The sequence below is a fragment of the Roseburia sp. 831b genome (genome assembly GCF_001940165.2).
Lineage (GTDB): Bacteria > Bacillota > Clostridia > Lachnospirales > Lachnospiraceae > Roseburia.
Genome location: NZ_CP135162.1, coordinates 1,391,071 through 1,412,498 on the forward strand (window position 1 = coordinate 1,391,071; position 21,428 = coordinate 1,412,498).

At 38.9% G+C, this 21,428-nt stretch carries 24 protein-coding genes; 5 read left to right on the forward strand and 19 right to left on the reverse strand.

All coding sequences use genetic code 11. The features are described from left to right. Window positions 1–8: 8 nt before the first annotated feature. From BIV16_RS06440 to BIV16_RS06470, 7 genes are all read right to left on the reverse strand, one after another. Window positions 9–845 carry a DUF4007 family protein gene (locus tag BIV16_RS06440; protein ID WP_075678611.1) on the reverse strand — a complete coding sequence of 279 codons (837 nt, stop codon included), beginning with the start codon at window positions 843–845 and terminating at the stop codon, window positions 9–11. A 6-nt stretch (window positions 846–851) separates the two neighbouring features. Continuing rightward, window positions 852–2,612, reverse strand: coding sequence for a phosphoadenosine phosphosulfate reductase domain-containing protein (locus tag BIV16_RS06445; RefSeq protein WP_083624986.1), 1,761 nt, complete (start codon window positions 2,610–2,612; stop codon window positions 852–854). Then, complete coding sequence (locus tag BIV16_RS06450; RefSeq protein WP_075678610.1) at window positions 2,609–2,845, reverse strand: helix-turn-helix domain-containing protein; 237 nt, start codon at window positions 2,843–2,845, stop codon at window positions 2,609–2,611. Before BIV16_RS06450 ends, BIV16_RS06445 begins: the two co-directional genes overlap by 4 nt. A gap of 171 nt (window positions 2,846–3,016) precedes the next feature. After that, entirely contained in the window at window positions 3,017–3,268 is a 252-nt protein-coding gene (locus tag BIV16_RS06455) for a hypothetical protein (protein ID WP_075678609.1), read from the reverse strand. Between the two features lie 123 nt (window positions 3,269–3,391). After that, window positions 3,392–3,646 carry a hypothetical protein gene (locus BIV16_RS06460; protein ID WP_075678608.1) on the reverse strand — a complete coding sequence of 85 codons (255 nt, stop codon included), beginning with the start codon at window positions 3,644–3,646 and terminating at the stop codon, window positions 3,392–3,394. Between the two features lie 117 nt (window positions 3,647–3,763). After that, a complete protein-coding gene (locus BIV16_RS06465; RefSeq protein WP_075678607.1) occupies window positions 3,764–4,030 on the reverse strand; it encodes a hypothetical protein in 267 nt (88 codons plus the stop codon). 166 nt (window positions 4,031–4,196) lie between these two features. Continuing rightward, the gene (locus BIV16_RS06470; RefSeq protein ID WP_075678606.1) at window positions 4,197–4,505 is read right to left on the reverse strand and encodes a DUF6674 family protein; all 309 of its coding nucleotides are present in this window, start codon (window positions 4,503–4,505) and stop codon (window positions 4,197–4,199) included. An 849-nt stretch (window positions 4,506–5,354) separates the two neighbouring features. On the opposite strand from BIV16_RS06470, the gene BIV16_RS06475 reads away from it, so the two are divergent. From BIV16_RS06475 to BIV16_RS06490, 4 genes are all read left to right on the forward strand, one after another. Continuing rightward, entirely contained in the window at window positions 5,355–6,503 is a 1,149-nt protein-coding gene (locus BIV16_RS06475; RefSeq protein ID WP_083624985.1) for an RtcB family protein, read from the forward strand. Window positions 6,504–6,606: 103 nt separating this feature from the next. Then, on the forward strand, window positions 6,607–6,789 hold the full coding sequence (locus BIV16_RS06480) for a hypothetical protein (RefSeq protein WP_075678605.1): 183 nt from the start codon (window positions 6,607–6,609) through the stop codon (window positions 6,787–6,789). Next, complete coding sequence (locus tag BIV16_RS06485; RefSeq protein ID WP_075678604.1) at window positions 6,786–7,844, forward strand: AAA family ATPase; 1,059 nt, start codon at window positions 6,786–6,788, stop codon at window positions 7,842–7,844. The genes BIV16_RS06480 and BIV16_RS06485 overlap by 4 nt, the downstream gene beginning before the upstream one ends. Window positions 7,845–7,860: 16 nt before the next feature. Continuing rightward, on the forward strand, window positions 7,861–9,696 hold the full coding sequence (locus BIV16_RS06490) for a DUF2201 family putative metallopeptidase (protein WP_083624983.1): 1,836 nt from the start codon (window positions 7,861–7,863) through the stop codon (window positions 9,694–9,696). 6 nt (window positions 9,697–9,702) lie between these two features. On the opposite strand, the gene BIV16_RS06495 is transcribed toward BIV16_RS06490, so the two are convergent. The 4 genes from BIV16_RS06495 to BIV16_RS06510 are packed head-to-tail and all read right to left on the reverse strand — an operon-like array spanning window position 9,703 to window position 11,215. Continuing rightward, window positions 9,703–10,122: a sugar phosphate isomerase/epimerase family protein gene (locus BIV16_RS06495; RefSeq protein ID WP_075678603.1), complete on the reverse strand. Its 420-nt coding sequence runs from the start codon at window positions 10,120–10,122 to the stop codon at window positions 9,703–9,705. Next, a complete protein-coding gene (locus tag BIV16_RS06500; RefSeq protein ID WP_075678602.1) occupies window positions 10,107–10,307 on the reverse strand; it encodes a hypothetical protein in 201 nt (66 codons plus the stop codon). The genes BIV16_RS06495 and BIV16_RS06500 overlap by 16 nt, the downstream gene beginning before the upstream one ends. 12 nt (window positions 10,308–10,319) lie before the next feature. Continuing rightward, entirely contained in the window at window positions 10,320–10,511 is a 192-nt protein-coding gene (locus tag BIV16_RS06505) for a hypothetical protein (protein WP_075678601.1), read from the reverse strand. Beyond that, window positions 10,508–11,215, reverse strand: coding sequence for a ThuA domain-containing protein (locus BIV16_RS06510; RefSeq protein WP_075678600.1), 708 nt, complete (start codon window positions 11,213–11,215; stop codon window positions 10,508–10,510). Before BIV16_RS06510 ends, BIV16_RS06505 begins: the two co-directional genes overlap by 4 nt. 723 nt (window positions 11,216–11,938) lie before the next feature. Between BIV16_RS06510 and BIV16_RS06515 the strand changes: the two genes are divergently transcribed. Continuing rightward, entirely contained in the window at window positions 11,939–13,342 is a 1,404-nt protein-coding gene (locus tag BIV16_RS06515; protein WP_075678599.1) for a hypothetical protein, read from the forward strand. A 6-nt stretch (window positions 13,343–13,348) separates the two neighbouring features. Here the strand turns inward: BIV16_RS06515 and BIV16_RS06520 are convergent, their stop codons facing one another. The 8 genes from BIV16_RS06520 to BIV16_RS06555 all read right to left on the reverse strand — a co-directional run bounded on the left by BIV16_RS06520 (window position 13,349) and on the right by BIV16_RS06555 (window position 20,976). Further along, window positions 13,349–14,365 (reverse strand): helix-turn-helix transcriptional regulator, encoded by a 1,017-nt coding sequence (locus BIV16_RS06520; protein WP_330546473.1) that lies wholly within the window; start codon window positions 14,363–14,365, stop codon window positions 13,349–13,351. Between the two features lie 223 nt (window positions 14,366–14,588). Further along, window positions 14,589–15,023: a phosphotransferase family protein gene (locus tag BIV16_RS06525; protein WP_159435902.1), complete on the reverse strand. Its 435-nt coding sequence runs from the start codon at window positions 15,021–15,023 to the stop codon at window positions 14,589–14,591. Window positions 15,024–15,674: 651 nt separating this feature from the next. Further along, the gene (locus BIV16_RS06530; RefSeq protein WP_075678597.1) at window positions 15,675–16,562 is read right to left on the reverse strand and encodes an NAD(P)/FAD-dependent oxidoreductase; all 888 of its coding nucleotides are present in this window, start codon (window positions 16,560–16,562) and stop codon (window positions 15,675–15,677) included. After that, the gene (locus BIV16_RS06535) at window positions 16,562–17,245 is read right to left on the reverse strand and encodes a hypothetical protein (RefSeq protein ID WP_075678596.1); all 684 of its coding nucleotides are present in this window, start codon (window positions 17,243–17,245) and stop codon (window positions 16,562–16,564) included. Before BIV16_RS06535 ends, BIV16_RS06530 begins: the two co-directional genes overlap by 1 nt. A 7-nt stretch (window positions 17,246–17,252) precedes the next feature. Then, window positions 17,253–17,978, reverse strand: coding sequence for a hypothetical protein (locus BIV16_RS06540; protein ID WP_075678595.1), 726 nt, complete (start codon window positions 17,976–17,978; stop codon window positions 17,253–17,255). Between the two features lie 2 nt (window positions 17,979–17,980). After that, entirely contained in the window at window positions 17,981–19,096 is a 1,116-nt protein-coding gene (locus BIV16_RS06545; protein ID WP_075678594.1) for a radical SAM/SPASM domain-containing protein, read from the reverse strand. 3 nt (window positions 19,097–19,099) lie between these two features. Next, window positions 19,100–20,017, reverse strand: a complete 918-nt coding sequence (locus tag BIV16_RS06550; RefSeq protein WP_075678593.1) for a radical SAM protein — start codon at window positions 20,015–20,017, stop codon at window positions 19,100–19,102. Further along, window positions 19,996–20,976: a radical SAM/SPASM domain-containing protein gene (locus BIV16_RS06555; RefSeq protein ID WP_075678592.1), complete on the reverse strand. Its 981-nt coding sequence runs from the start codon at window positions 20,974–20,976 to the stop codon at window positions 19,996–19,998. Before BIV16_RS06555 ends, BIV16_RS06550 begins: the two co-directional genes overlap by 22 nt. Between the last annotated feature and the right edge of the window lie 452 nt (window positions 20,977–21,428).

Sequence of the window (21,428 nt, forward strand, 5' to 3'; positions counted from 1 at the left end):
GATAGCACCTACCTATTGTTATAATATTCTTCCAAAACTTCACTAGGTAATCCGATGTTAACCGGATAGATTACATCCAACCCAGCAGTTCTATCAACCTTAATATAATTCATATTATCGAGCTTATCTAAAATGCTATTTAGTGTAACCCTGCTCAAATGATACAACTTTCGTGTAACATCATATATCGTGTCAATACTTATAGAGTCATGTCCATAAAGCAAAATTGACAATTCATAAAGAACAACTTTATCACTAAATTTTCTCATGTCTGGCTGCTGTTTATAATACATATCCTTTTCTTTCTTTATCAGACCAAGTGTTGCTAGAGGAGACCGATTCTTGTCTTCAGGATCGTCATCAGCATTATTTTTGCTATACATATTAAGCAATACATCGATATCATCTTTTAGTGAACCATCAGGGAAAGAATCAGTTCCCGCATACACAATTAATTCCTTCTTTAGCACATCAAATAATTCTTCCTTGACGAACTCTTCTGCTGCACACTTGTTGAAAAACAAATACCAAGCAGTTGCTCTATCATCATTCTTAGCAATCTGCGAGTGCATAATCCATAGTGAGAAATAGTCTTCCAAATATAAGTCATAACGGCAGATAAGTTTCCCTATGTCAGACAGTTTTGCACCTTCTTTGGGATTTTCTTCGATTAACCCAAAACTTTGCATCCAATAGCGAATTGACTTAACCATATTACTACCAACACCTAAAATATCTGGTCCTTCGTTTCCAGTAAAAACCTTAGGATTATTCTGTACACCTCTAATTCCTTTCGTTATCCATCCTTCTCGCAATGAAAATTTTTCATGTCCTTTTAATTTCATAGCTAATCAGCTCCTCTTTATTGTCAATACTTTTCGCATATAACACCCTGCATTAAAATGATCTACACACTCTGTGCATCGGACACATTTATCGTCATCAATTCGATAAATTAGTGCCTCATCATCGTCATCTCTTTCTATCGTATGCACACTAATAGCGTTATGCTTACACACACTTGCACATGCTTTACATCCCAAACACATCTGATACTTAGTTAACTGACATTTAATTTTACCCTCAGCTGCGGCGAGGCTCTGTGCTCCTGCAATATTAGTTTTCTTTATTGTTACCTTTAATCTATTTGTTCCTATACGTCCTTGCAAAACAAGCACCACATTCCCATTTCGGTCTAGAACATAAACCTCACCCAGACGTTTATTGCCTAGTTCCTTATTGATATAGCCAAATGGCTTAAATAATTCATATAAATCTTCTGTTATGAGATTTTGTAATTCATAATTGAAAGCATTGTCTTCTGTTGCACAAGGTTCAAACTTTATTATTGAAGTGTTTGCAATCTCAAGCCCCTGTCCACCTTGTCGAGCTTTCCAGTTTCCAGAGTCAACATATTCTTCTGCATCTGGTTTACCAATCTTCTCAGCAAAAGAAACCAAGATTTTTCTCCAATGAACATATTTGTCATACATATGTACCTTAGATAAAAACTCAGACCATGCACCATTATTAGGGCAACACCAACACCCTACTCTTGAATAACCCAATTTATATGCGTCATTAAAATCAATTCCTGTTGTCAATATATATAACCATACATCAAAATCTATCCAATCAATAATTGGTGAAACAACTGTTTGCTTTGTTATTTTCGGGCTTTCGCTTTCTCGATCATATTTACTTCTTGATGCTGATTCACTTTTTCGTATTCCATAAAAAGTTAATACATTCGTCTTGTCTTTGAATACCTGTGTAAGTGTTTTAGTAATTGCACCCGTTTTAAATACAGTGCAACACCATCTCATCACACGGCTTGGTGGTCCAATCTCTTCACACAACTGTTCAAAATTTTTTTCATAATTTTTAGCTCTTAATACGGTATGTGTTTTTGCAAATCGAGCTCTATACTCATATGTCAACGGAAATTCCAATGTAGTATCTCCGAAAATATGTTTCACCTTATTTGTGGCAAAAGCTCTTGTAACCAAATCTGATGTTACCGTAGAGTCCTTACCACCACTAAATGATACAAACATATCATCAAGGGTATTGTTTTCTCCATAATCCTGAATATATTTAATTGCCTCATCTGTAATATCAAAATATCGGTCTGAGTTTGCTTTTACAAACCTTTCTATCATACTCTCAAATCCTTCTCTATTGATTTCTGATACAGATTCATCATATCTTGCTTTTATTTTTTTAATATCCGCTAATGGTAATTGATTAATCTCTTTGATTGACAACTCCCTTTTATTTCCATCGAAAAAATAGCCACTATTACTATTCCAGACCGAAACATTATCTAATGCATGAACTTCTTCTCCCAAAAGAATTTCTAACAACAATTTTTCTTCCGGAAATACAGGTCTCATATCTGTTGCAATATATTTACACTCACTTTCACAGACCGGACACTTTACACTCTTATTTTTCTTATCATATGTTTGTTCATCTCCAAACACCGGCACCTTACATGTATCGCACCAATATAATGTAGTTGACACTATCGGTCTTGCAGTACATCCCTCTTTAGTACACTTTTCTCCATAGACAGGAACATTATGTACCGGACATATCTTTTCTATCATTTTGTTTCCTCATTCCTATTCTTTTCAATCGTTGTACTTTTGATTTCGACTACATCCTCTACTTTACAATCAAGTTTGTCGCAAATTTTTTCAATTACAGTTAATGTAACTGCCTCTCCATTAGTCATCTTAGCCACAGTGCTGCTACTAATACCTGTCATTTTGCGAAGATCACCTTTATTAAGACCTTTGTCAATTAAAAGTTTCCATAAATTATTGTATGAAATAGCCATATCGTTTACCTCACTTCTCATTAAAAAACGCCACTATTATCATACCACCATACCCTCAATTTTTCAAACATATTATCTGTTTTTTCAAATATTGCATTTGTTTTTCAAGATGTAAGCATAAATACTCAAAATCAAGAAAAAGGTAGAAGTTTCCCCCCTACCTTTACAAATTTAAAACTCATAATCATCAGGGTCTAAACCTGCATCTTCCAACACTTCACGCCTCTCATCCTCATCCATACACGAAAGCTCATCATAATCAAGACCTACCATTTCGATATCTTCTGCTCCATCATCACAGTCATCTGAAACATCGTCCTTCATCATGTTATCAAACATTTCAAATTCCATGACTTTTTCAAAAGAATCTAACTCACCGTCGTGGTTAAAATCAAATAAATTGCCAAAAATACCATTATTCATCGTGCCTTCCTCCCTTAATTACTATAATGATTCCGATTATATTTCACCGTCTTTTTTGCTAGTATTAAAACTTCTCCATAATGCCTCCTGTTATACCATTGACATCATCATCCCCTCTTGTATCTACGGTTTGTGATTCAAACATTCAAGCACCACATTTGCTATGACGCTTCCTACAGCCCAGCCAATCACAAGAAAGAATGCAGGTACATTTTCCACTTCAATTCCAAACAGAGTAAAAAATGCTGCTTCTAACACTAAACCACAAATTACAGATAATATTGCAATAATAGTGCTTCCATCTCCACCACCGGAACTTTGGTTTCCGCATTCACTGCTTCCCATCATATATCCAGTCCAAAAATCTCTGTTATTCATAAGCTCACCTCTTTCAACTGATAAAAAAATGGAATCAAGAATAAAGTCATTTCCTTTATCTTGATTCCAATTCTAAATCATTAGTTGTCCAATAAACAGGACTCTTATAAAATAGTTTTAATCTTGCTTATTAAATATTTCTTTCAGTTCAGACAAATCCTCTCCCGAATAGGCTTCTGCCATTTCCATTCTCCACAATAACTGTTCTCTTTGCTTTTCCAATGCGTTATGTTCACACATTCCCCAATAGGTACATTTTCGATTAGTACAATTACTTTTCTTTTGACATCTAATAGAATGATATCCTGCCCATACCCAATATACAGGCATTGAAATCAGAAATAGTATAACTATCAAACTACCTAATGTATTAATCACTTCCATAAGAATTTATCCCTCCCTTTCAACTTGATTTTATCATTGTAGAATTTGAATAACAACACATTTCAAACTAAAAAAAGCGTGCCACCATACCTTTACAGATACAGTGACACACCTTAGTCTATCTATCTTGCTGAAAACTCACAACTTCTCTTTATCCGTCATAGGATCACCTGCTCTTCCCATGCTTAGGAACATCAGGAACCTTTACTTCCGGCATCTTTTCCTGCTCTCCCTTTGCACAGGCAGCCTCAAATGCTTCCGCACCATACTGATACTCAGAAGGTTCCGCAACAGCAGATATTAAAGATACATCTTCCATAACCTCTTCGGTATGTTTCTCTGTATCAACCTGCTTATCTTTCATGCGGTTAATCTCTACATCCCTTGCCAAATCCTCCACTTTATTAATGGTTCCATCCAGACGAAGTACCATGGATTCATATACCTTCTTCTGCCATTTCCATGACTTTTTCATTATCTCTGTCTTGGAAAATTTCTTCTCCTACCCAGAATAATCTACCTCTTCCTTGTCAGCAAAGGTTCTGAACGTATTAGTCACTTTCTGTCCGGATTTCGAATCAAGATTGCGAACGCGTTTCGCAATTATCTATCCATTATTTTAGTATTAAATAACGGAGATTCCAATTAGATAACAGAAGTAAATTGCATTATTTTCTCCGTCAATTGAACATCCGCCGGAAGATTCCCAACCACCTTTGCCCTCACCTTATCCTCGCTGTGTTGCAAAAATTATCATTTTTCCATCTTAATTTGTTACTTTAATGATGGCTGCAACCACGCATATTGTTTTCATTCGGATTCTCCTCATTTTTTAGACCATGAAAAATTAGGCAACTGACGCCTCGCACACGAGCATTTTTCCCTACTAAATATCAAACATACAACGAATAGTAGGAACATAGTTGGAAATGACATATTTTGTCATTCCTCTTATTTATAATCAAGATAGTTTAAGCGGAGGGTTAAAAATATTCCAACCTCTTCCGATATAACCGCAGTAACTGTTAACTGGCACATGATCGTGCCCGAATGAAAGGAGGTCTACTATGACAAACATGAAATCAGTAAACAACAACTTATTAACATTACAACTTAATAGCAGGTGTAGGACCTCTTGCGGATTCGAACAGTAAACGAAACTTTTATTTCGTAAGTATTTCTTTTCATTTTCTATCCGTAGCTGTTCTTCCGTAAGAAATCAAATCCTATACCTTCATAAAAGGGAACTGTTCCATGCATTCACATTTTCCATAAATGAAATTATTCAATGCATGCACAGTTGCCATGAAAGGAATACGAAGATATGGGAACAACAACAACAATAAACGGAACATACACTTCCGCTACGATTTTCACTACAAACAATCATCCTATAGAGAACTATGCCCTGGCACAGCTTCAGATGCTCTGCGACAATGAAACCGCCAAAGGAGCATGTATCCGTGTAATGCCTGATGTGCATCCGGGAAAAGTGTGCACCATCGGACTTACCATGACAATTTCTGATAAAATCATGCCCAACGTGGTTGGAATTGACATTGGATGCGGCATGACCCTTGCTCAGGTCAAAGGCAAAACAAAAGAATTTCAAAAACTGGATACCGTCATCCGGGAACGTGTGCCCTCCGGCTTTGGAATCCGAACCCACGCACATCAATATATTGCTGATTTTGATTTCAGCAGTCTGCACTGCCATAGACATATCAATGTCAATAAAGCTCTGCTTTCCGCCGGAAGTCTCGGGGCAGGAAATCATTTTATTGAGGTGGACCAGGATGCAGACAATAACACCTATCTTGTCATTCACTCCGGTAGTCGCCATCTGGGAAAAGAAGTGACCGATTACTATTTAAATGAAGGGCAGAAACTTCTGCAAGCCAGAAATATTCAGATTCCTTACGAACTGACCTACCTGGAAGGAGCACTGATGGATTCCTATATTCACGATTTAATAATTGTCCAGGAATACGCAAATATCAGCCGTGACATTATGATCGCCGAAATCTGCAAGGGAATGAAATGGAAAGTGCAAGACACTTATTCATGCATTCACAATTATATTGATACATCCCAAGCAATCCTTGAACAGTTTGGCGCACCTATGCTGCGGAAGGGAGCAATCTCAGCTTTGGCCGGTGAAAAGGTAATCATCCCTATCAACATGCGCGATGGTATCCTTCTTGGCACAGGACTTGGAAATCCCGAATGGAACTGCTCTGCGCCCCACGGATCCGGAAGAATTATGAAGCGGGAAGATGTCAGGAACCATTATACCCTTTCCTCTTTCAAAACTTCCATGAAGGGAATCTATTCCTCCTGCATCAGCCGGGAGACATTGGATGAAGCACCATTTGCCTATCGAAGCTCGGAGGATATACAGGATGCCATAGGGGACACTGTATACATAGATAAGATTCTTCGCCCTATTTATAACTATAAAGCAAGTAATTAAGTTCACATATAATTATTAGTATTTTTATTATTGTTTTGTCAAATTCTATTTAAATTTGTCTTTGGCAATTGGATTTTAGCAAATACGAAAGGAATTATACACTATGAGTAAATTTAGAGAAACACCATGCAAATATTATAACGCATATGGCGACTGTGCCAAAGGGCGCAATGCCGACTACAAAGGTTACTGCCAGCACTGCAACAAATATTGCCCGCGGACGAAGGTTCGCCATATCAACAAGAAGAAACAATATAACGAAAAAATGAAAGGAATCGCAATATGAATTTACCAATTGCGGTCACCCAGAGTGACCTCTTAGAAATATTATTGAATGTTGCACCCACAAGACCGGTATTCATCTGGGGTGCTCCGGGAATTGGGAAATCTGCTCTGGTGGAGCAGTTTGCTTCAGAAATGGGACTCCCCTGCGTCTCTCTTCTCGGAAGCCAGCTGGCACCGGAGGATATCATTGGAATCCCGCAGATCAAAGGGGAAACTTCTGAATTTCTTCCACCAAAGATGATTGCAAGAAAAGAGCCTTATGTCCTTTTTCTGGATGAGCTGAATGCCTGCTCACAGGAAGTCCAGAAGGCTTTCTACTCCCTCATCCATGAAAGAAGAATTGGGGAATATCATCTTCCGGAAGGAAGTATTGTGGTGGGTGCCGGAAATCGGGCACAGGACAGTGCCATTGTAAAGACCATGTCCTCTGCTCTGATTAACCGTATGTTTCATGTGCAGCTGAAGGCCGATGCAAAACAATGGATTAAGTGGGCGCAAAGCGCCGGACTCCATCCGTGGGTCATTGATTATATTATCCAGCGACCGGATCATCTCTTCTCAGAGCCGCCAAAGACGGAAGAGCCATTTTCCACGCCCCGCTCCTGGCATATGTTAAGCGATGCCCTGACGGAATATGGTGCCGAAAAAAGAGAAATTCCCGCAAACACTTTGAAAATGCTTGCCTACGGATGCCTTAGTCCTTCCCATGCTGGAATGTTTTTTGCCTATACCAAAAGTCTGAAAAACAGCCATCTGCTGGATGAAATTATTGCGCAGAATGCCAAGTGGCCGGCAAAACCAGAGGACCGGGATGTGCTCTACTTTCTTGCACAGTCCTTCCGTGCAAAGCTTCTTACCGAACTGCCGCAGAACAAAAAGGACATTTCCGGAAATATGCTTTCTTTTGTGTATCGCGCCAAGGGAATGATTAAAGAACTGTCCCTCATTAATTTTGAAATTGCACAGATGACGGTTGCCGCAGATGAAGAACACGCACTTCCGGACTGGTTCATGGTAGAAGTGATCCGTGATCTTCCTCGTCTGGTGAATAAATAAAAAAGAGGTAATCAACATGCTTACTTTTCATGACAAATATTATTATCCGAGTCAACAAACGCCTGTTGGATATACCATTCTTCAACAGGGTGTCCGCATTCTGCAAGATCATCCGCTGTTCTGCCAGCTGGACGGCCATATTTATCCTAAGCCCTCACACCTGAAGGAACGGGGAAGCATCGCCTGTGTCACTGCAACTGGACAGATTTATACCAACTACAACGCCCGACTGACCGCGGAGGAATGGGCATATGCACTGGCACATTGTCTGCTTCATCCGGCATTCGGACATTTTGATTCCGACAAAATTCCCCAGACACCGGAATATTTTCCTGCGGTCTGGAATAAAGCCTGCGATATTTATATAACAAGATTTCTTATGGATATCGGCTTTGGAAGCCCACTGGTTACGGATCCGGCTGACCGCTATCCGAAACTCAGGATGAATGACGAAGCCCGTATTTATGAGTATCTGCTGACAGTGGAAGGAACCGAACCCCAGCAGAATTATGGACTAAACTCTGACGCCGACTGCGATATGATTGGACTGAATCATCCAATTATTTATAAGAACCATGAATCCAACCCATTTGCCGCAAAATTTTCCTATGCAATTACCCATTCGGTCAAGGATGCGGTCAGCAATGCCGGTGGGCATGGTTGGAACGAGAAAAAGGAGACGGTTATAACCAAAGCAGCCGAGTGGTTTCTGTCCCATTTTCCTCTGCTGGGCGGGCTGGCTGCCTCTTTCAAAATTATTGAAGATGTAAATGTCTGCCACCGTTATGAAATCCAGATTGCTGCTGTGGATGCTGTCCACGGGGAAATCTATGCCAATCCCACCTGTGGATTCACTGAGGAGGAGTGGAAATTCGTACTGGCACACGAATATCTCCATGCTGGACTCTGCCATCACAAACGCTGTCAGGGTCGCGACACTTACCTGTGGAATGTAGCATGCGATTATGTGATTAATGACTGGCTTCAGGAAATGCAGATTGGAGTCATGCCACGTGAAGGACTGCTCTATGATGAAACCCTGCACGGCATGTCCGCAGAGGCTATCTATGACCGCATCGTCCGGGAGCTTCGGAAATACAAGAAGCTGAAAACCTTCCGTGGTTATGGAAAAGGGGATATTTTTGGAAACAACAATCCGCATTTTGAAGGACTTGGGGAAGGAATTTCTTTGGATGATTTCTTCCGGAACGCCCTTCGTGAAGGACTGGATTTCCAAATCACAAAGGGCAGGGGATTGATTCCCGCGGGACTGGTGGAAGAAATCCGCGCCCTGTCCATGCCGCCAATTCCATGGGAAGTAGAACTTGCCGAATGGTTTGACGCGCAATTTCCACCACTGGAAAAACACCGGACCTATGCAAGACCAAGCCGCCGCCAGGGAGCCACACCGGATATTCCAAGACCAAGCTACGCATTACAGGAAAGAGATCTGACTAGCAGAACCTTCGGTGTGGTCATTGACACCTCCGGTTCCATGTCCACACAACAGATTGGACTAGCGCTTGGAGCTATTGCAAGCTACGCTGTTTCCAAGGATGTGCCCTATGTCCGGCTTATTTTCTGCGATGCAGCCGCCACCGATGCCGGTTATCTTCCGCTGGAAGAGATTGCCGGCAGAGTGGAAGTCACCGGACGGGGCGGCACCATCTTACAGCCTGGGGTAGATGCTCTGGAAAAGGCAAAGGATTTTCCTGTCAACGGACCAATCCTTATTATTACAGATGGATACATTGAACCGAACTTAAAAGTAAAACGGGAACATGCCTTTCTGATTCCAAAAGGAAACCGGCTGCCCTTTGTGCCGAAGGGGAAGGTGTTCTATATGAAATAAAGTCCTCTATGCCCTCCACTCTTTTTGTAAGAATGCAGCTGACTTTTCCATACATTGTTCCTGATTCTGGGCATCAAAATGCTCAATTGCCAGATACCCCTCATAATGAGATGCCCGGATTTTTTCCATCAATTCATGCATTGGGATATATCCATCCCCCACTGCAACAGGCTCTTCGCCCCGGTCTTTGCAGTGCATATGTATAATCTTTTCCTGAAGGATATCCCATGCGGACATAATATCCTCTCCATGGATAATAAAATTCCCGGTATCAAAGGTAACCTTCAACAGAGGAACCTGCTTTAAAAACCACAGAATTCCCCCAACGCAGGATAGTGGAGATTTTCTGTCATCAAAATCCTCCACCGTCACTGCAATTCCCATCTGTTTGCCATATTCGGCAATCTGATTCAGGCCCTCTGCCATCCAAGCGCCTTCTCATTTCCATTCAAAAAATCCGCCGTTTTTTCATAACTGCCAACACACGGGGCCAGCTGCTTTGCTTCCTGTTCGGAGAAAAATCCTGGTATCACTAAGACTTTCTCTGCGCCTGCCTTTTGGGCAATATCGATATGTTTCTTTGCCTTTGTGCGCTCATCCTGTTTATCCATCTCATAGAATTCCTAGACACAACTTACCTTTAATCCGGCTTCCTCAAGCAACGCATAGGTTTGTTCCTGCTGACTGAGGTAGGACATATTGATTTCTACTGCTTCAATTCCCGCATTTTTTACGTTGCTTAACAGCTCTGTTAAAGGTTTCCCGGTCTGTTCTGCTGCCTGCAGAATATGATCATAAAATACTGATATCTTCATTCTTTAATCTCCTCACATTCCGGATATTTCCGGTTCATCCGCTGCGGTGCACAAAAATGCACAGCATTCACAATAATCCGCTGAATCTCCGGGATATCATATATCGGATACTCTTCATGTCCCGGTTGAAAATAGAAAATTTTGCCCAGACCTCTGGTAAATGTACAGCCACTGCGAAAAACCTGTCCACCGGAAAACCAGCCTGCAAAAATAACCTCATCCGGTTTTGGAATATCAAAATACTCGCCGTACATTTCCTCCTGGGGGATTTCAATTTTTTCCGGAATACCCTCTGCAATCGGATGATTGGGAGAAATACACCAAAGCTTTTCCTGTTCGCCGTGTTTCCACTTCAACGTCATTGTAGTTCCCATCAGCCTTTTCATGATTTTGCTAAAATGCGCCGAATGCAATGCAATCAGCCCCATCCCGGACAATACGTGCCTCTGCACCCGCTCTGCCACCTCATCGGAGAACTTCTCCTGCAGAGCATGGCTCCATATTATAAGCACGTCCGTCTGCCTGAGCACTTCTTCCGTAAGTCCATGTTCCGGCATGTCAAAGGTTGCCGTCTGCACCGTGATATCTTCCTCTTTTCCCAGAAAATCTGCAATGCAGCCATGTATCCCTTTCGGATAAATTGCCCGAACCGATTCAAACTCCCTCTCATGTTTAAATTCATTCCAAACTGTTACTCTGATCAATTGTTTATACCTTCCGTGCTTTTGTATATTTATAACGATTTTATTTTCTTAAATTATATACCATTTAGTGATGTTTTGCATGCCTTATTTCTTTCTCTTTTTCAAAATATCAAACATAAATCCTATTCCCTGAGCAACCAGAGACCCACATCTCGGACAATACATCTTTCCCACATCCGGATTCCATGAATACATGCGTTTGCACTTTGGGCACATTTTATACATTGGTTTCATCGACATAAATTTCACCATACCTTTCCAGCAGTTATACTGCTTCAATATATGATAAATCTACCGCAACCTTATGACACGATTTGTCACTTGCAATAATCGCATATACTTTTATATCATGACATTCCGTGTCATTCCATAGAGATATGATGCATATAGAAAGTTGATAAACACATTTTATTTTTTACAATTGACGATTTCGAAACTCCAGAAAAGCAATTGTCTCCTCGACTTACAATATTCACCGAAGCACATCATATTTTGCTCAAGTCAAGAATCGAGATTGTACCATGAACGATTTCACGTAGATACTTATTATTTGTATCTTTTACGCTATTATCGTTGTTCAATGGAACCATGGTACTGTCGATTCTTGGACTTTCACAAAACACGATGCACTCCTGCGAATCATCCAAATAACATAAAACAATTGTTTTTCTGGAGTTTCGAAATCATCTAATTTTTTTACAAAATCGAAAGGAGATTATACCTATGAAACAGAAACCAATTACATTTCATGTTCCCGATTCCCAACAGGAAACAACATCACAACCCAAAGTGGAATTGGTGCTAAACGACACCACCATTCATTCCCTGGCCGAACTCCGTCAATATTTCGACCCGGAAGAAATCATGACCTATTTTATGAAAGGGCAATTACTGGACTGGCTCAGGCAACACTATTATGAAAAGGAAGCAGATGCCATTGCCAAAATTGATTGCACGCAGGCGGACTGTCTCCAGAAAATTTGTCTTGCCCTGGACGTAGAATATCTTCTTTATCAAAAGATGACCGCTGAAGAACGAAATAAATGGAATGAGAAACGGCGTATTGTCTGCGAATGTGCCAAAGATCCGGACCATTTGCCGAGTATGCAGCTGATTGCCCTGAACCAGGAAGATCTGGCAAAGCTGTTAGACAAACAGGAAAAGAAAATCTATCTGTGTAACAACAGTTTCTCCATCCCGCTGCGGGTATCCGGGGTAGAATATACCAATCTGGGAAATGCAACCATTGAAAATCCCTATACCAAAGCGCAGTACGAAAAGGCAGGCATCAAAATGTCCGATTTTGTCCTTCCGGCTGAGGAGGATCCGACCACCGCAGAATTTGCCAAAGCTGCAGCCATTTCCAATGGATATGATGATTTTCAGGAGACTCACACACCACTTGCCACAGCATTCCATAAACGGCTGAAATCCAGAAAGCTGATTACCCCACATCATCTTTCCTATAATTCTTCTGCTTCGGGGAAATTTTATACTTCCAAGTCCGAATGTAAAAAGGCAAGAGAGCAGATCATCCGGAAAGCTTATGACGAAGCCGAGAAGTACATTACCACCGGGAATTCCAAATCTCTGGTAAAAGAGGCTGCCGAATTTTACAGTAATGAAATCAGCTCAGTATTTGAAGACACCAGAAACCCCCTGGAAACCTTATGCTCTATGACGGGTACCAAGGACTTGTATGATAAGTTAATTGGAAAAGTGGATACCAGCTACAAATCGCTCCTTAGGGAATTCGAAAGTGAGTTGGACGACAACCGGGACTACTACAACATGTATGATTTCGATTATTTTATTGACCAGGTGGAAATTGAAGAACATGACCACAGAATCTATGACGATTTCTTCTCCCGCACGCTGGAGACACTGCTTTCCAAAGACAGTATCGAATACACCCTGCCAGATCTCTACTCCGCAATCCGGGAGATGGAAAATGACCTGAATGGACAGGCCAGCACTTTCTATGGTGCTGCGTTCTCTGCATACCAGTCGTATGTTTCTGAAATCGAGGATATCATCAACAAAATCGGAACCGGCCTGCCTGCGATGGACAAAGATGAAACGATTGAAGATTATCTTATGAGGTGCTGCGTGAAGGAAGCGATTTAGATTCTCCTAATACCTGTCCAGCATCTCCAGTAATGTCTGCTTCATCTGCTGACGAAGGGAATCCGGCTTGAGTACTTCAATACGGCTTCCCTGACTCAGCAGCCACATGACAATCCCCGTTCCATACACCTCTGCTTCAATAATGGCTTCCGACTCCTTTTGCTCAATAATTCTAGCAGTCGGGAGCCGGTCCAAAATCGGTTCCGGATTATTGCCATAATATTTCAGCCGGATTTTCATGAGCTTACCGGCATACATAAACTGAACCCGTTTCCGGAACTCGCCTTCTTCAAACCTGTTGGCATATGGAATCTGAAATTTCTCTCCAAGTATCTTGTAATCCTGAATTCGATCCAGACGGAAAATGGCCGGATAATCATATTTATGTACATATTTGCCATTATCATCAAGAACGTCAATGTACGCATTCAGGTAGAAATAATACTCCGAAAAAAGGATGGCAACCGGTTCAATAATCCGCTTAATGGATTCCTTCGGCGCATCTGCCTTGGTGTATTTAATTTCCAGAAGATTGTGCTCCTTAATATTCTCGCCAAGATTCCACAACATGTCCTGGGTAACAGGCTTATGGTGCAATTCCACATAATGGTATTTCTCGTTGGCAATCAGGTCGCTGACCAGCTTCATGTTTTTCAGGGGAACACAGCCCTCAACCAGTTTGTTCAGGATGCTGCTTAACTCCTTCTTGGTAAAGGCACGGCTCTCCAGAAGGATTTTGGTAACGGCAAGGATTTCGCTATTGGTCATAGCAGAGCCTACGCTGCCTTGCATAACGAAGCCTTTCCTTGAGCGGTCGTAGACGATGGCTCTGGTGTCCGAAGTATTGGTGACGCTCCGGTCGTCGAGAAAGGCGCGAATGTCATCAATGTCCCGCTGGATGGAGCGCTCGTCCACACCAAATCGGTGGGCTTCTTCAGTTTTGTTGATTACTTTTCCCTCACATAAGCGGACGTACATGTCCAGGGTGCGGGAGATTTTGGAGTGTTTGGTAGTTTCCATCATCAAAATCTATATCTTCTGAAAAGATTTAATTCCTTTTTTATTAACAATTTACTAAAATTCAGAAAGGAATTCCATCTATTCATTTCCTCTATGTATATAGTAGTAGTTTTTAAATACCCTCTCCAAGGTCTTTTGAACTCTTAAATAATCTATATTCGACATCATTCCGAATAATACTCTGTCTTCATTTCTGCGTTTACCTTCCTTTATATTCCGTTATTATTCAATAGTTCTGCAAAACATACTCATGTGTTTCACGACGCTGTGATATATTTTGATTTTTTCGAATGCTCTGTGCAAGCCTTATGTTGCTTATAATCTGGAGCATTTCTTTATTGCAAGAGAAATAGTCATATATCCTTCTAGCTGCTGGAAATTGTTTTTCCTCAATGAAACTGTATACCAATGTTGTTTCATCCCAGAGCAATGGCCCGAGTGTTGCATTTTCGTAATCAAGTACCTTCACATTACCTTCTCTGTCTAAATAGATATTGGACAACGTAAAATCTCCATGAATAAAATGTTCCCCACCGCTATTCTGTAGCCAATCTACTAAACCACTGCAATTGGGTACATATTGTTGCAAAAGTATACAATACCATGGAACCACAATATCAGACCATTCATCCGAGATTAGGTTTCGATACCAATCATTCATATTCCACTCAGAAAATATGAGAGTAATTTTTGTAATGAACTTCTCCAAGTGAAGACCATGAAGAAAAGTCTGTAAATACAAATCTTCCATGATAATTATGGAACTGGCAAGCGCTAAAACGTGCTTACAGCTCTTGTTTTATATATACGACAGGATTTTATGCATGTCAAGTAGCGAACGCTAATGGATGAGAATTTAGGCTGGCACAAACCGTCGAAATACTAAGTGCTTACTAAAAAACAGGAATTGCAAAAAATCTGACCCATCAAAAACAGGTATGGGTGTGGGTCAGATTTAAGTGAAAAAAGTGGGTCAATTTTACTTGACAATAAACACAATGAATGATATTTCTTTTTCCTTCAGTCATTTGTACTTTGTGTACAGGTTTCTTTTGTCTTGCCATAATAAAAGTCCTTCTATGATTTTAGATTTTATCATAGAAGACCGTATATATCTTAATTTACAGAAAAAGTTTCACACACTCTGTAATGTGAACACTCTGTATATGTCAACCGAAAAATCGGTCAACCGCTCATTGAAAACTAGGTCACTTCTGACCAAGTTTTGCACCTGTAGCATTCCTGCCACAGATGCAGTAACTACTTAACTATTGTTTCGAAGTCGGTTCCGTTGCTTCTGAGTAATTCAAAACTATTTTTTTACTTCACATTTAGCAAACATAATTGCCGATTCTATAGCACCAATTATCCCTCCGCCATTTAAAGGATTACAATTTCCCGCAAAATCTCCTATTCCGTTTGAATACATTTCCGAACATTTTCTTTGATCTACATGGCCAAGGAATTCTGCCCTTGGTTTCCTATAATATTCAAATCCATTCGGCATATACTGATTCAAGATATTTCTAACACACATGTTATAATCATGTCTTATATCTTGATACCAATATCTGCTCCATACACCGATATTCCACAATCCATCGCCTATTGGAAAAGCCCAAAAATATTTACTTTCATCATTCTCTGAGTAATACCAATAGTAGAATTTATGATCGTCTAATAGCATATCAGCTTTTACTTGTGCAGAATAACCTATGCTTTGTTTTCTTGAAATTTCTCCCCCTGCAAATGGTCTAGCACCCGATGCCATAATAATATATTTTGCTATGTAGTTGTTTATACAGTATCCATATTCAAGCTTATTAATAGTCTTTACTGTCTCATCATATCTAACTTGTGCACCTATAGCAACAGCTTGCCGCATTAAAAATCGATCAAATATATTCCTTTGAATTCCTATAGATATATTTTCCTTCTTATAATTGTTGATATATATATCGTTATCTTTATAAATAATATGCCCATTCACCTGTTTTGAATTCAAGCTCATCAACTCATTGCAATCAATTCCTATATTTGTCAGCAAGCGCAATGCCTTGTATGAAACGCCTCCACCGCACACCTTCTCATAATTTATAGGACGCTTTTCCAATACCAGACACTTATTTCCACTTTTAGATAGTTCATAAGCGCAGACCGCTCCTGCGACTCCTGCACCTACAATAATATAATCATACATTACCCATTTAGTACCTTTTCAAAATCATTTATATCGAAATCAATAAGATTGTTAAACAACTTATATGTTTTACTCATTTTAAGAAGCTTACCAGCAACAACATATATTTTTTCCCATACATTATGCGGATACATAGATTTAAGCATCTTCATCGCCTTTTCGTCATTGATTTCATAAATCTCATATCTTTGACCTTTTTCAATAAATATGATACCATCCACAGCATAATTACGCTCTTTACAACATATTCCTTTTTTACTCCAAGGTGTATTCCATACTTCTAAATGATTATCATTTTGGGCTATCACGGCTCTATCATCAGCTATTATACTGACACAATTCTGTCCTCCCTTTTCAAGCAACAAACCTGCAAACGTACTCTTACCTTCTCCCGGTCTACCCACAATCACAAAGCACCTTGATCTAACAGTAACAACTGCAGCGTGCAAAAGCAACTTCTCTCTCTTAAGTAATTCATCCGCAAAAATCTGTAGTGTGTATATACGCTCGGCCTGCTCATCAGACATAGAATGGTGATTCATAAAATCGACGAATCCCTCCATACCTAGATTAATCACATCACCATTATGGTTTAAGCATTCATATTGTGAAAACTGCTTTTTAATATTATCTCTTCTACTATTATATTCCCATGTTTCTCCTGCTATTTTATATCTCAACATCCATCCCCTATACCAAATAATATATGTTATAGCCCACGATTACTGAATTACAGATCCTTTGTGCAACTAAAACAACTGGTCCATAACTACCATTATCTTTCAAATCATAGCCCATGTAGTTTTTAAGCAAGGACTTTAACTGTCTCATCTCTATTCGGCCGTAAACTTTATAGTTCATACCATCCTGTTCATATGAAATACTGATTCCCTTCAGCTTATACATGTAGCTTATAAAAGTTTCCTTTTCATCACTGCATAATTTTTCGTTCAGGTCAATATGACCATAAAATTTATTCAGTTTTTCCTTAATCACACTTGCGTCCGTAATGCCTTCTATTCCGTACCTAGTTTTCTTCCACACCGTAGGATAATAATAATAACTTCTTCCTGTTATTACGGTATCCTTAAATTTATATCCTATCGTATAATTCTTAAATGGATCTCCCAACACGGAATGCATCTCTTTTATTTCATTACAAATACATTTAGGAATTCCATCATATATATCCTGATAATCGCAATTTAAATTTACATGAAAATTAAATGCATCTATTTCTTTATCAACAACAGAATATTCAAACAAAGAGATAATTCCATTAGCCTGCAAGTCATTTACCTGTAAATTTTTTATTTCATAAGAATCATCCGGCTCATAATAGACTTTTTCTTTATAAGAAATATCACCATTCGACTTTATCAGCCTGATTCCCCTTGATCTGAATACTCTTTGCATTATTACTCCATATTCTTCATAAAAATTTTCTTTGCAAATTCATTATATTTTTCACCGTTTCCATTATGTATATCTGCTATAATCTCATCATTAATATCCAATATGCTCTCAAAAATATGTCTGGACTGATTACAACTATATTCCAACAACTGAGAATCTTGCACATACATGTAGGACATACAAATACACACGCCATTACAAACCTGAGAAGCAGAACATGTTTTACAGTATCTTTCACGATATCCCTGCAGTATGTTTAACATTCTTTCATACTCTTTAGAAGAAAAACATTCCTCCAAATCAAGTTTCTCTTCTGGTTTTCCCAAACAAAACTGTATGTCATTCGGTCTTCCAAAAGGATAAATTCTACCATCAGGATTAAGAGCAATCTCACGTCTAAACCAAAAAGGCTTAAACTGTGTAGTTCTTCGAAGTGCAGCAAATTCCTCAAATGTATAAAATCTTATCCTACAATTCTTATCTACTAGCCAATGCCAATAAGTATCTGTAAGATTTTTTATGAATATATCTATATCCATGAGGAGTTCCTTATCAATTGCGGCATATCCCCTAGGCTCAATAGGCAATATCTTAAAATCGATAGCTCGCTCATTGAACCACAAATATATATCCTTTAAATGCTCATATGATCCTTTGGATATAGTGCAAAATGCTCTTGTTCTGCCACCTTTTGATTTTACGTTCATAATTCTGTCAAGAACTATTTCACTGTGTGACCTTAAGAAATCATTATAAGGACCATCAAACGAAATATTAATAAGTGCATTGTTCTCAATCAGTAAATCCATAAGTTCATCATTCAAGAGCAGTGCATTTGTAGTAAAATTATTTGAAAACTTTGTGCCATATTTTTCTTTCATCTCTTTTTGAAATGAAAAGACAGTTTTATAGAATTCAATGCCGGCAAGAGTTGGCTCTCCTCCATGAAAAGTTATTTTCACATCCTGATACTTTCTGCAAGCAGCTTCAATAAAATTTTGAACCTTATCTAGACTTAGAATCTCAGAATTATTTAATGTATCTCCATTAAAACAGTGCTTGCATCGCATGTTGCAATTCATCGTTGGTTTTATAGTTAGTGCTATCTCGTGTATCATTTTTTACTCCAAATTTTCAATTACTTTTCCGTCTATATATTCAATTACCTTGTATTCATCAACTGCTGAAACACACTTCAACTTGCAGCTACATTCAGCCATGCATTCCGGTATTTTTCTCCGCAAAACCATTTCTCTGAATTGGTTTTTGTCCTTAAAATAGACGGTCACTTCATCGCCATACGGCTTAGGCTCACCATAATTTTCCCAATTGATAGCTTTAACACAGGTATCAAACAGTTTAATGCTTACTCCCTTGTTTTTGTAATACTCGAACAACCATTCTGTATATTCTGCAGCAGTAGCATTTGTCACACTGCTGCACCCGTTCCTTTTTGATACTATAGTGTCCGCCATCTTTGTTATATGTACAGCATTATTAAAATGAATGTTAGCTAATGAAGCCTCAAATTTTGACTTGGATGGATCCTGATTTATCATATAATTATTTATAATTATTTTCACGTCAACTTTACACTTTGATTTTTCTGTCAGATATTCCAAACTTTGAATCGTCTCAGCATAACTTCCCGGCACGCCTGTAATTTTGTCATGAACCTCTTCGTATCCATGTATAGGAATAACAAACCTATATTTCTCTGTCATATATTCAAATGAAAAATTTTTTACTAATCTGCCATTTGTATATATCAATACTTCACACTCGTATGACAGTAAGCCTTTTAATATATCATCTATTTCCGAGTGCAAAAATGGCTCTCCACCATTTATAATAACTCTATCTTTAGAATTCAGATTATACTCATCAAGATAATTAAAGAAGGCTTCTGAAGATATTTCATTGCAAGTCTTTTTATTATGCATTGTATTATGAGAATAACAAAAAACGCAGTTGCTATTACAACCATATGTAATATTGAAATAAAATATTCGCATCATTATTTTTTTAGTTTTGGGCATCTCTTATCGCCCATTCCAAGCTCACCAAAATAATGGTAAGACATTCCTACACAACCTCCATTACAAAATGTTTTGTATTCACATGTTTGGCACTCTGATTCATTCTTAAGTACATATTCCGAAAATCTTCTGTTTTCAGCACCTTCCAGTATTTCTGGTAATGTTTTCGCTGCAAGGTTTCCTACACAAAAATCCGTCAGGCAAGTGCAAGGATATACATTAAAATCTGGATATACATATATTTTGCTTGACCCACTTCCGCAATTCAGACTTCTCTTTCTAGATGCCGCTAATTTTTCAAGTTCATCCTTCCTCTTATCGTATAAGTCAAACGGGAAAATTTTCTGTATCTTCAGCCTGAATTTCACTACCTCAAGCAAACGGTCTACAAAATCATTCCACTCATCCGCACCCATAATATCAGTAATTCCTTCTGCACTTCCAAATGGCATCTCGTATGAGATTCTCCAAAACCGCATATACCTCAAAGTTTCCAATTTAGGAATCAATTTAAATATCTCATCTTTGTTTTTTCGACTAACTACAGACGCAACCACATATTTCATATGAAGCTGATCCAGCTTTTCAAGTGTCCGCCAAGTACTCTCAAAAGCGCCCTCTCCACGTATGATATTATGTTCCTTTTTATCACCATCCAACGATATCTGAAAATATAAGTTGTCATGGTGAACCAAAGCATCCAGGTGTAAATCAAGAGTTCCATTACTCGTAACCGTTACTGTTTTTGCCTTCGAACACATTAATTCAACAATATCCTGATACTTTGAATGTATGGATGGTTCTCCCCCCGTAATAACAACATCGTGGTCAAAAAAATCATTTTTTCCCAATATATCCTTTAATTGTTCAATGTCCATATTTATCCCTTGTTGTCTTCCTCTTATACACATAGAACAATTCAAATTACAATTTTCAGTTAGTAAAAAATATACCTGCAATATTACCACCTCTAAGAAATGGCTGTTTGCCAACAATCAGCAAACAGCCTGCGCCCATTAACAGTTACCGCCACTTTTGAATTAGTTAGCTTCGCCCCATGAACACATATCGAACAAACTAGCATCTTCGCATTCAGCACGATTTATGTCCTGCCAAGACTCTTCCTGCATAACAATCATATTTTCTTGCATTTGAGCATTCTCCTTTCATTTAATATTTATCTACATAGCCAATATCGGCACATAAGATAGCATTATAAATTAATTAAATTCTAAATCACATACCCCTTAATGAATAATGTACTACTAAAATTAATTTTCACTATTTTTCTCTCCACTTCTTATACTCTAAAGTGAACCCATTTGTTAAGACACTTTTTTAAAAAAATTAAGTTGGATTTCGGAAGGGATAATCCTATCCTTTATCTCCCTTATTTACCCACTAAGTGTGG

Excerpts from the sequence above, each read along its gene's own strand:
- BIV16_RS06440 (WP_075678611.1), bottom strand. The coding sequence starts at position 845 with ATGAAATTAAAAGGACATGAAAAATTTTCATTGCGAGAAGGATGGATA.
- BIV16_RS06445 (WP_083624986.1), bottom strand. The coding sequence starts at position 2,612 with ATGATAGAAAAGATATGTCCGGTACATAATGTTCCTGTCTATGGAGAA.
- BIV16_RS06450 (WP_075678610.1), bottom strand. The coding sequence starts at position 2,845 with ATGGCTATTTCATACAATAATTTATGGAAACTTTTAATTGACAAAGGT.
- BIV16_RS06455 (WP_075678609.1), bottom strand. The coding sequence starts at position 3,268 with ATGAATAATGGTATTTTTGGCAATTTATTTGATTTTAACCACGACGGT.
- BIV16_RS06460 (WP_075678608.1), bottom strand. The coding sequence starts at position 3,646 with ATGAATAACAGAGATTTTTGGACTGGATATATGATGGGAAGCAGTGAA.
- BIV16_RS06465 (WP_075678607.1), bottom strand. The coding sequence starts at position 4,030 with ATGGAAGTGATTAATACATTAGGTAGTTTGATAGTTATACTATTTCTG.
- BIV16_RS06470 (WP_075678606.1), bottom strand. The coding sequence starts at position 4,505 with ATGAAAAAGTCATGGAAATGGCAGAAGAAGGTATATGAATCCATGGTA.
- BIV16_RS06475 (WP_083624985.1), top strand. The coding sequence starts at position 5,355 with ATGGGAACAACAACAACAATAAACGGAACATACACTTCCGCTACGATT.
- BIV16_RS06480 (WP_075678605.1), top strand. The coding sequence starts at position 6,607 with ATGAGTAAATTTAGAGAAACACCATGCAAATATTATAACGCATATGGC.
- BIV16_RS06485 (WP_075678604.1), top strand. The coding sequence starts at position 6,786 with ATGAATTTACCAATTGCGGTCACCCAGAGTGACCTCTTAGAAATATTA.
- BIV16_RS06490 (WP_083624983.1), top strand. The coding sequence starts at position 7,861 with ATGCTTACTTTTCATGACAAATATTATTATCCGAGTCAACAAACGCCT.
- BIV16_RS06495 (WP_075678603.1), bottom strand. The coding sequence starts at position 10,122 with ATGGCAGAGGGCCTGAATCAGATTGCCGAATATGGCAAACAGATGGGA.
- BIV16_RS06500 (WP_075678602.1), bottom strand. The coding sequence starts at position 10,307 with ATGGATAAACAGGATGAGCGCACAAAGGCAAAGAAACATATCGATATT.
- BIV16_RS06505 (WP_075678601.1), bottom strand. The coding sequence starts at position 10,511 with ATGAAGATATCAGTATTTTATGATCATATTCTGCAGGCAGCAGAACAG.
- BIV16_RS06515 (WP_075678599.1), top strand. The coding sequence starts at position 11,939 with ATGAAACAGAAACCAATTACATTTCATGTTCCCGATTCCCAACAGGAA.
- BIV16_RS06520 (WP_330546473.1), bottom strand. The coding sequence starts at position 14,365 with ATGATGGAAACTACCAAACACTCCAAAATCTCCCGCACCCTGGACATG.
- BIV16_RS06525 (WP_159435902.1), bottom strand. The coding sequence starts at position 15,023 with ATGAATGATTGGTATCGAAACCTAATCTCGGATGAATGGTCTGATATT.
- BIV16_RS06530 (WP_075678597.1), bottom strand. The coding sequence starts at position 16,562 with ATGTATGATTATATTATTGTAGGTGCAGGAGTCGCAGGAGCGGTCTGC.
- BIV16_RS06535 (WP_075678596.1), bottom strand. The coding sequence starts at position 17,245 with ATGTTGAGATATAAAATAGCAGGAGAAACATGGGAATATAATAGTAGA.
- BIV16_RS06540 (WP_075678595.1), bottom strand. The coding sequence starts at position 17,978 with ATGCAAAGAGTATTCAGATCAAGGGGAATCAGGCTGATAAAGTCGAAT.
- BIV16_RS06545 (WP_075678594.1), bottom strand. The coding sequence starts at position 19,096 with ATGATACACGAGATAGCACTAACTATAAAACCAACGATGAATTGCAAC.
- BIV16_RS06550 (WP_075678593.1), bottom strand. The coding sequence starts at position 20,017 with ATGCCCAAAACTAAAAAAATAATGATGCGAATATTTTATTTCAATATT.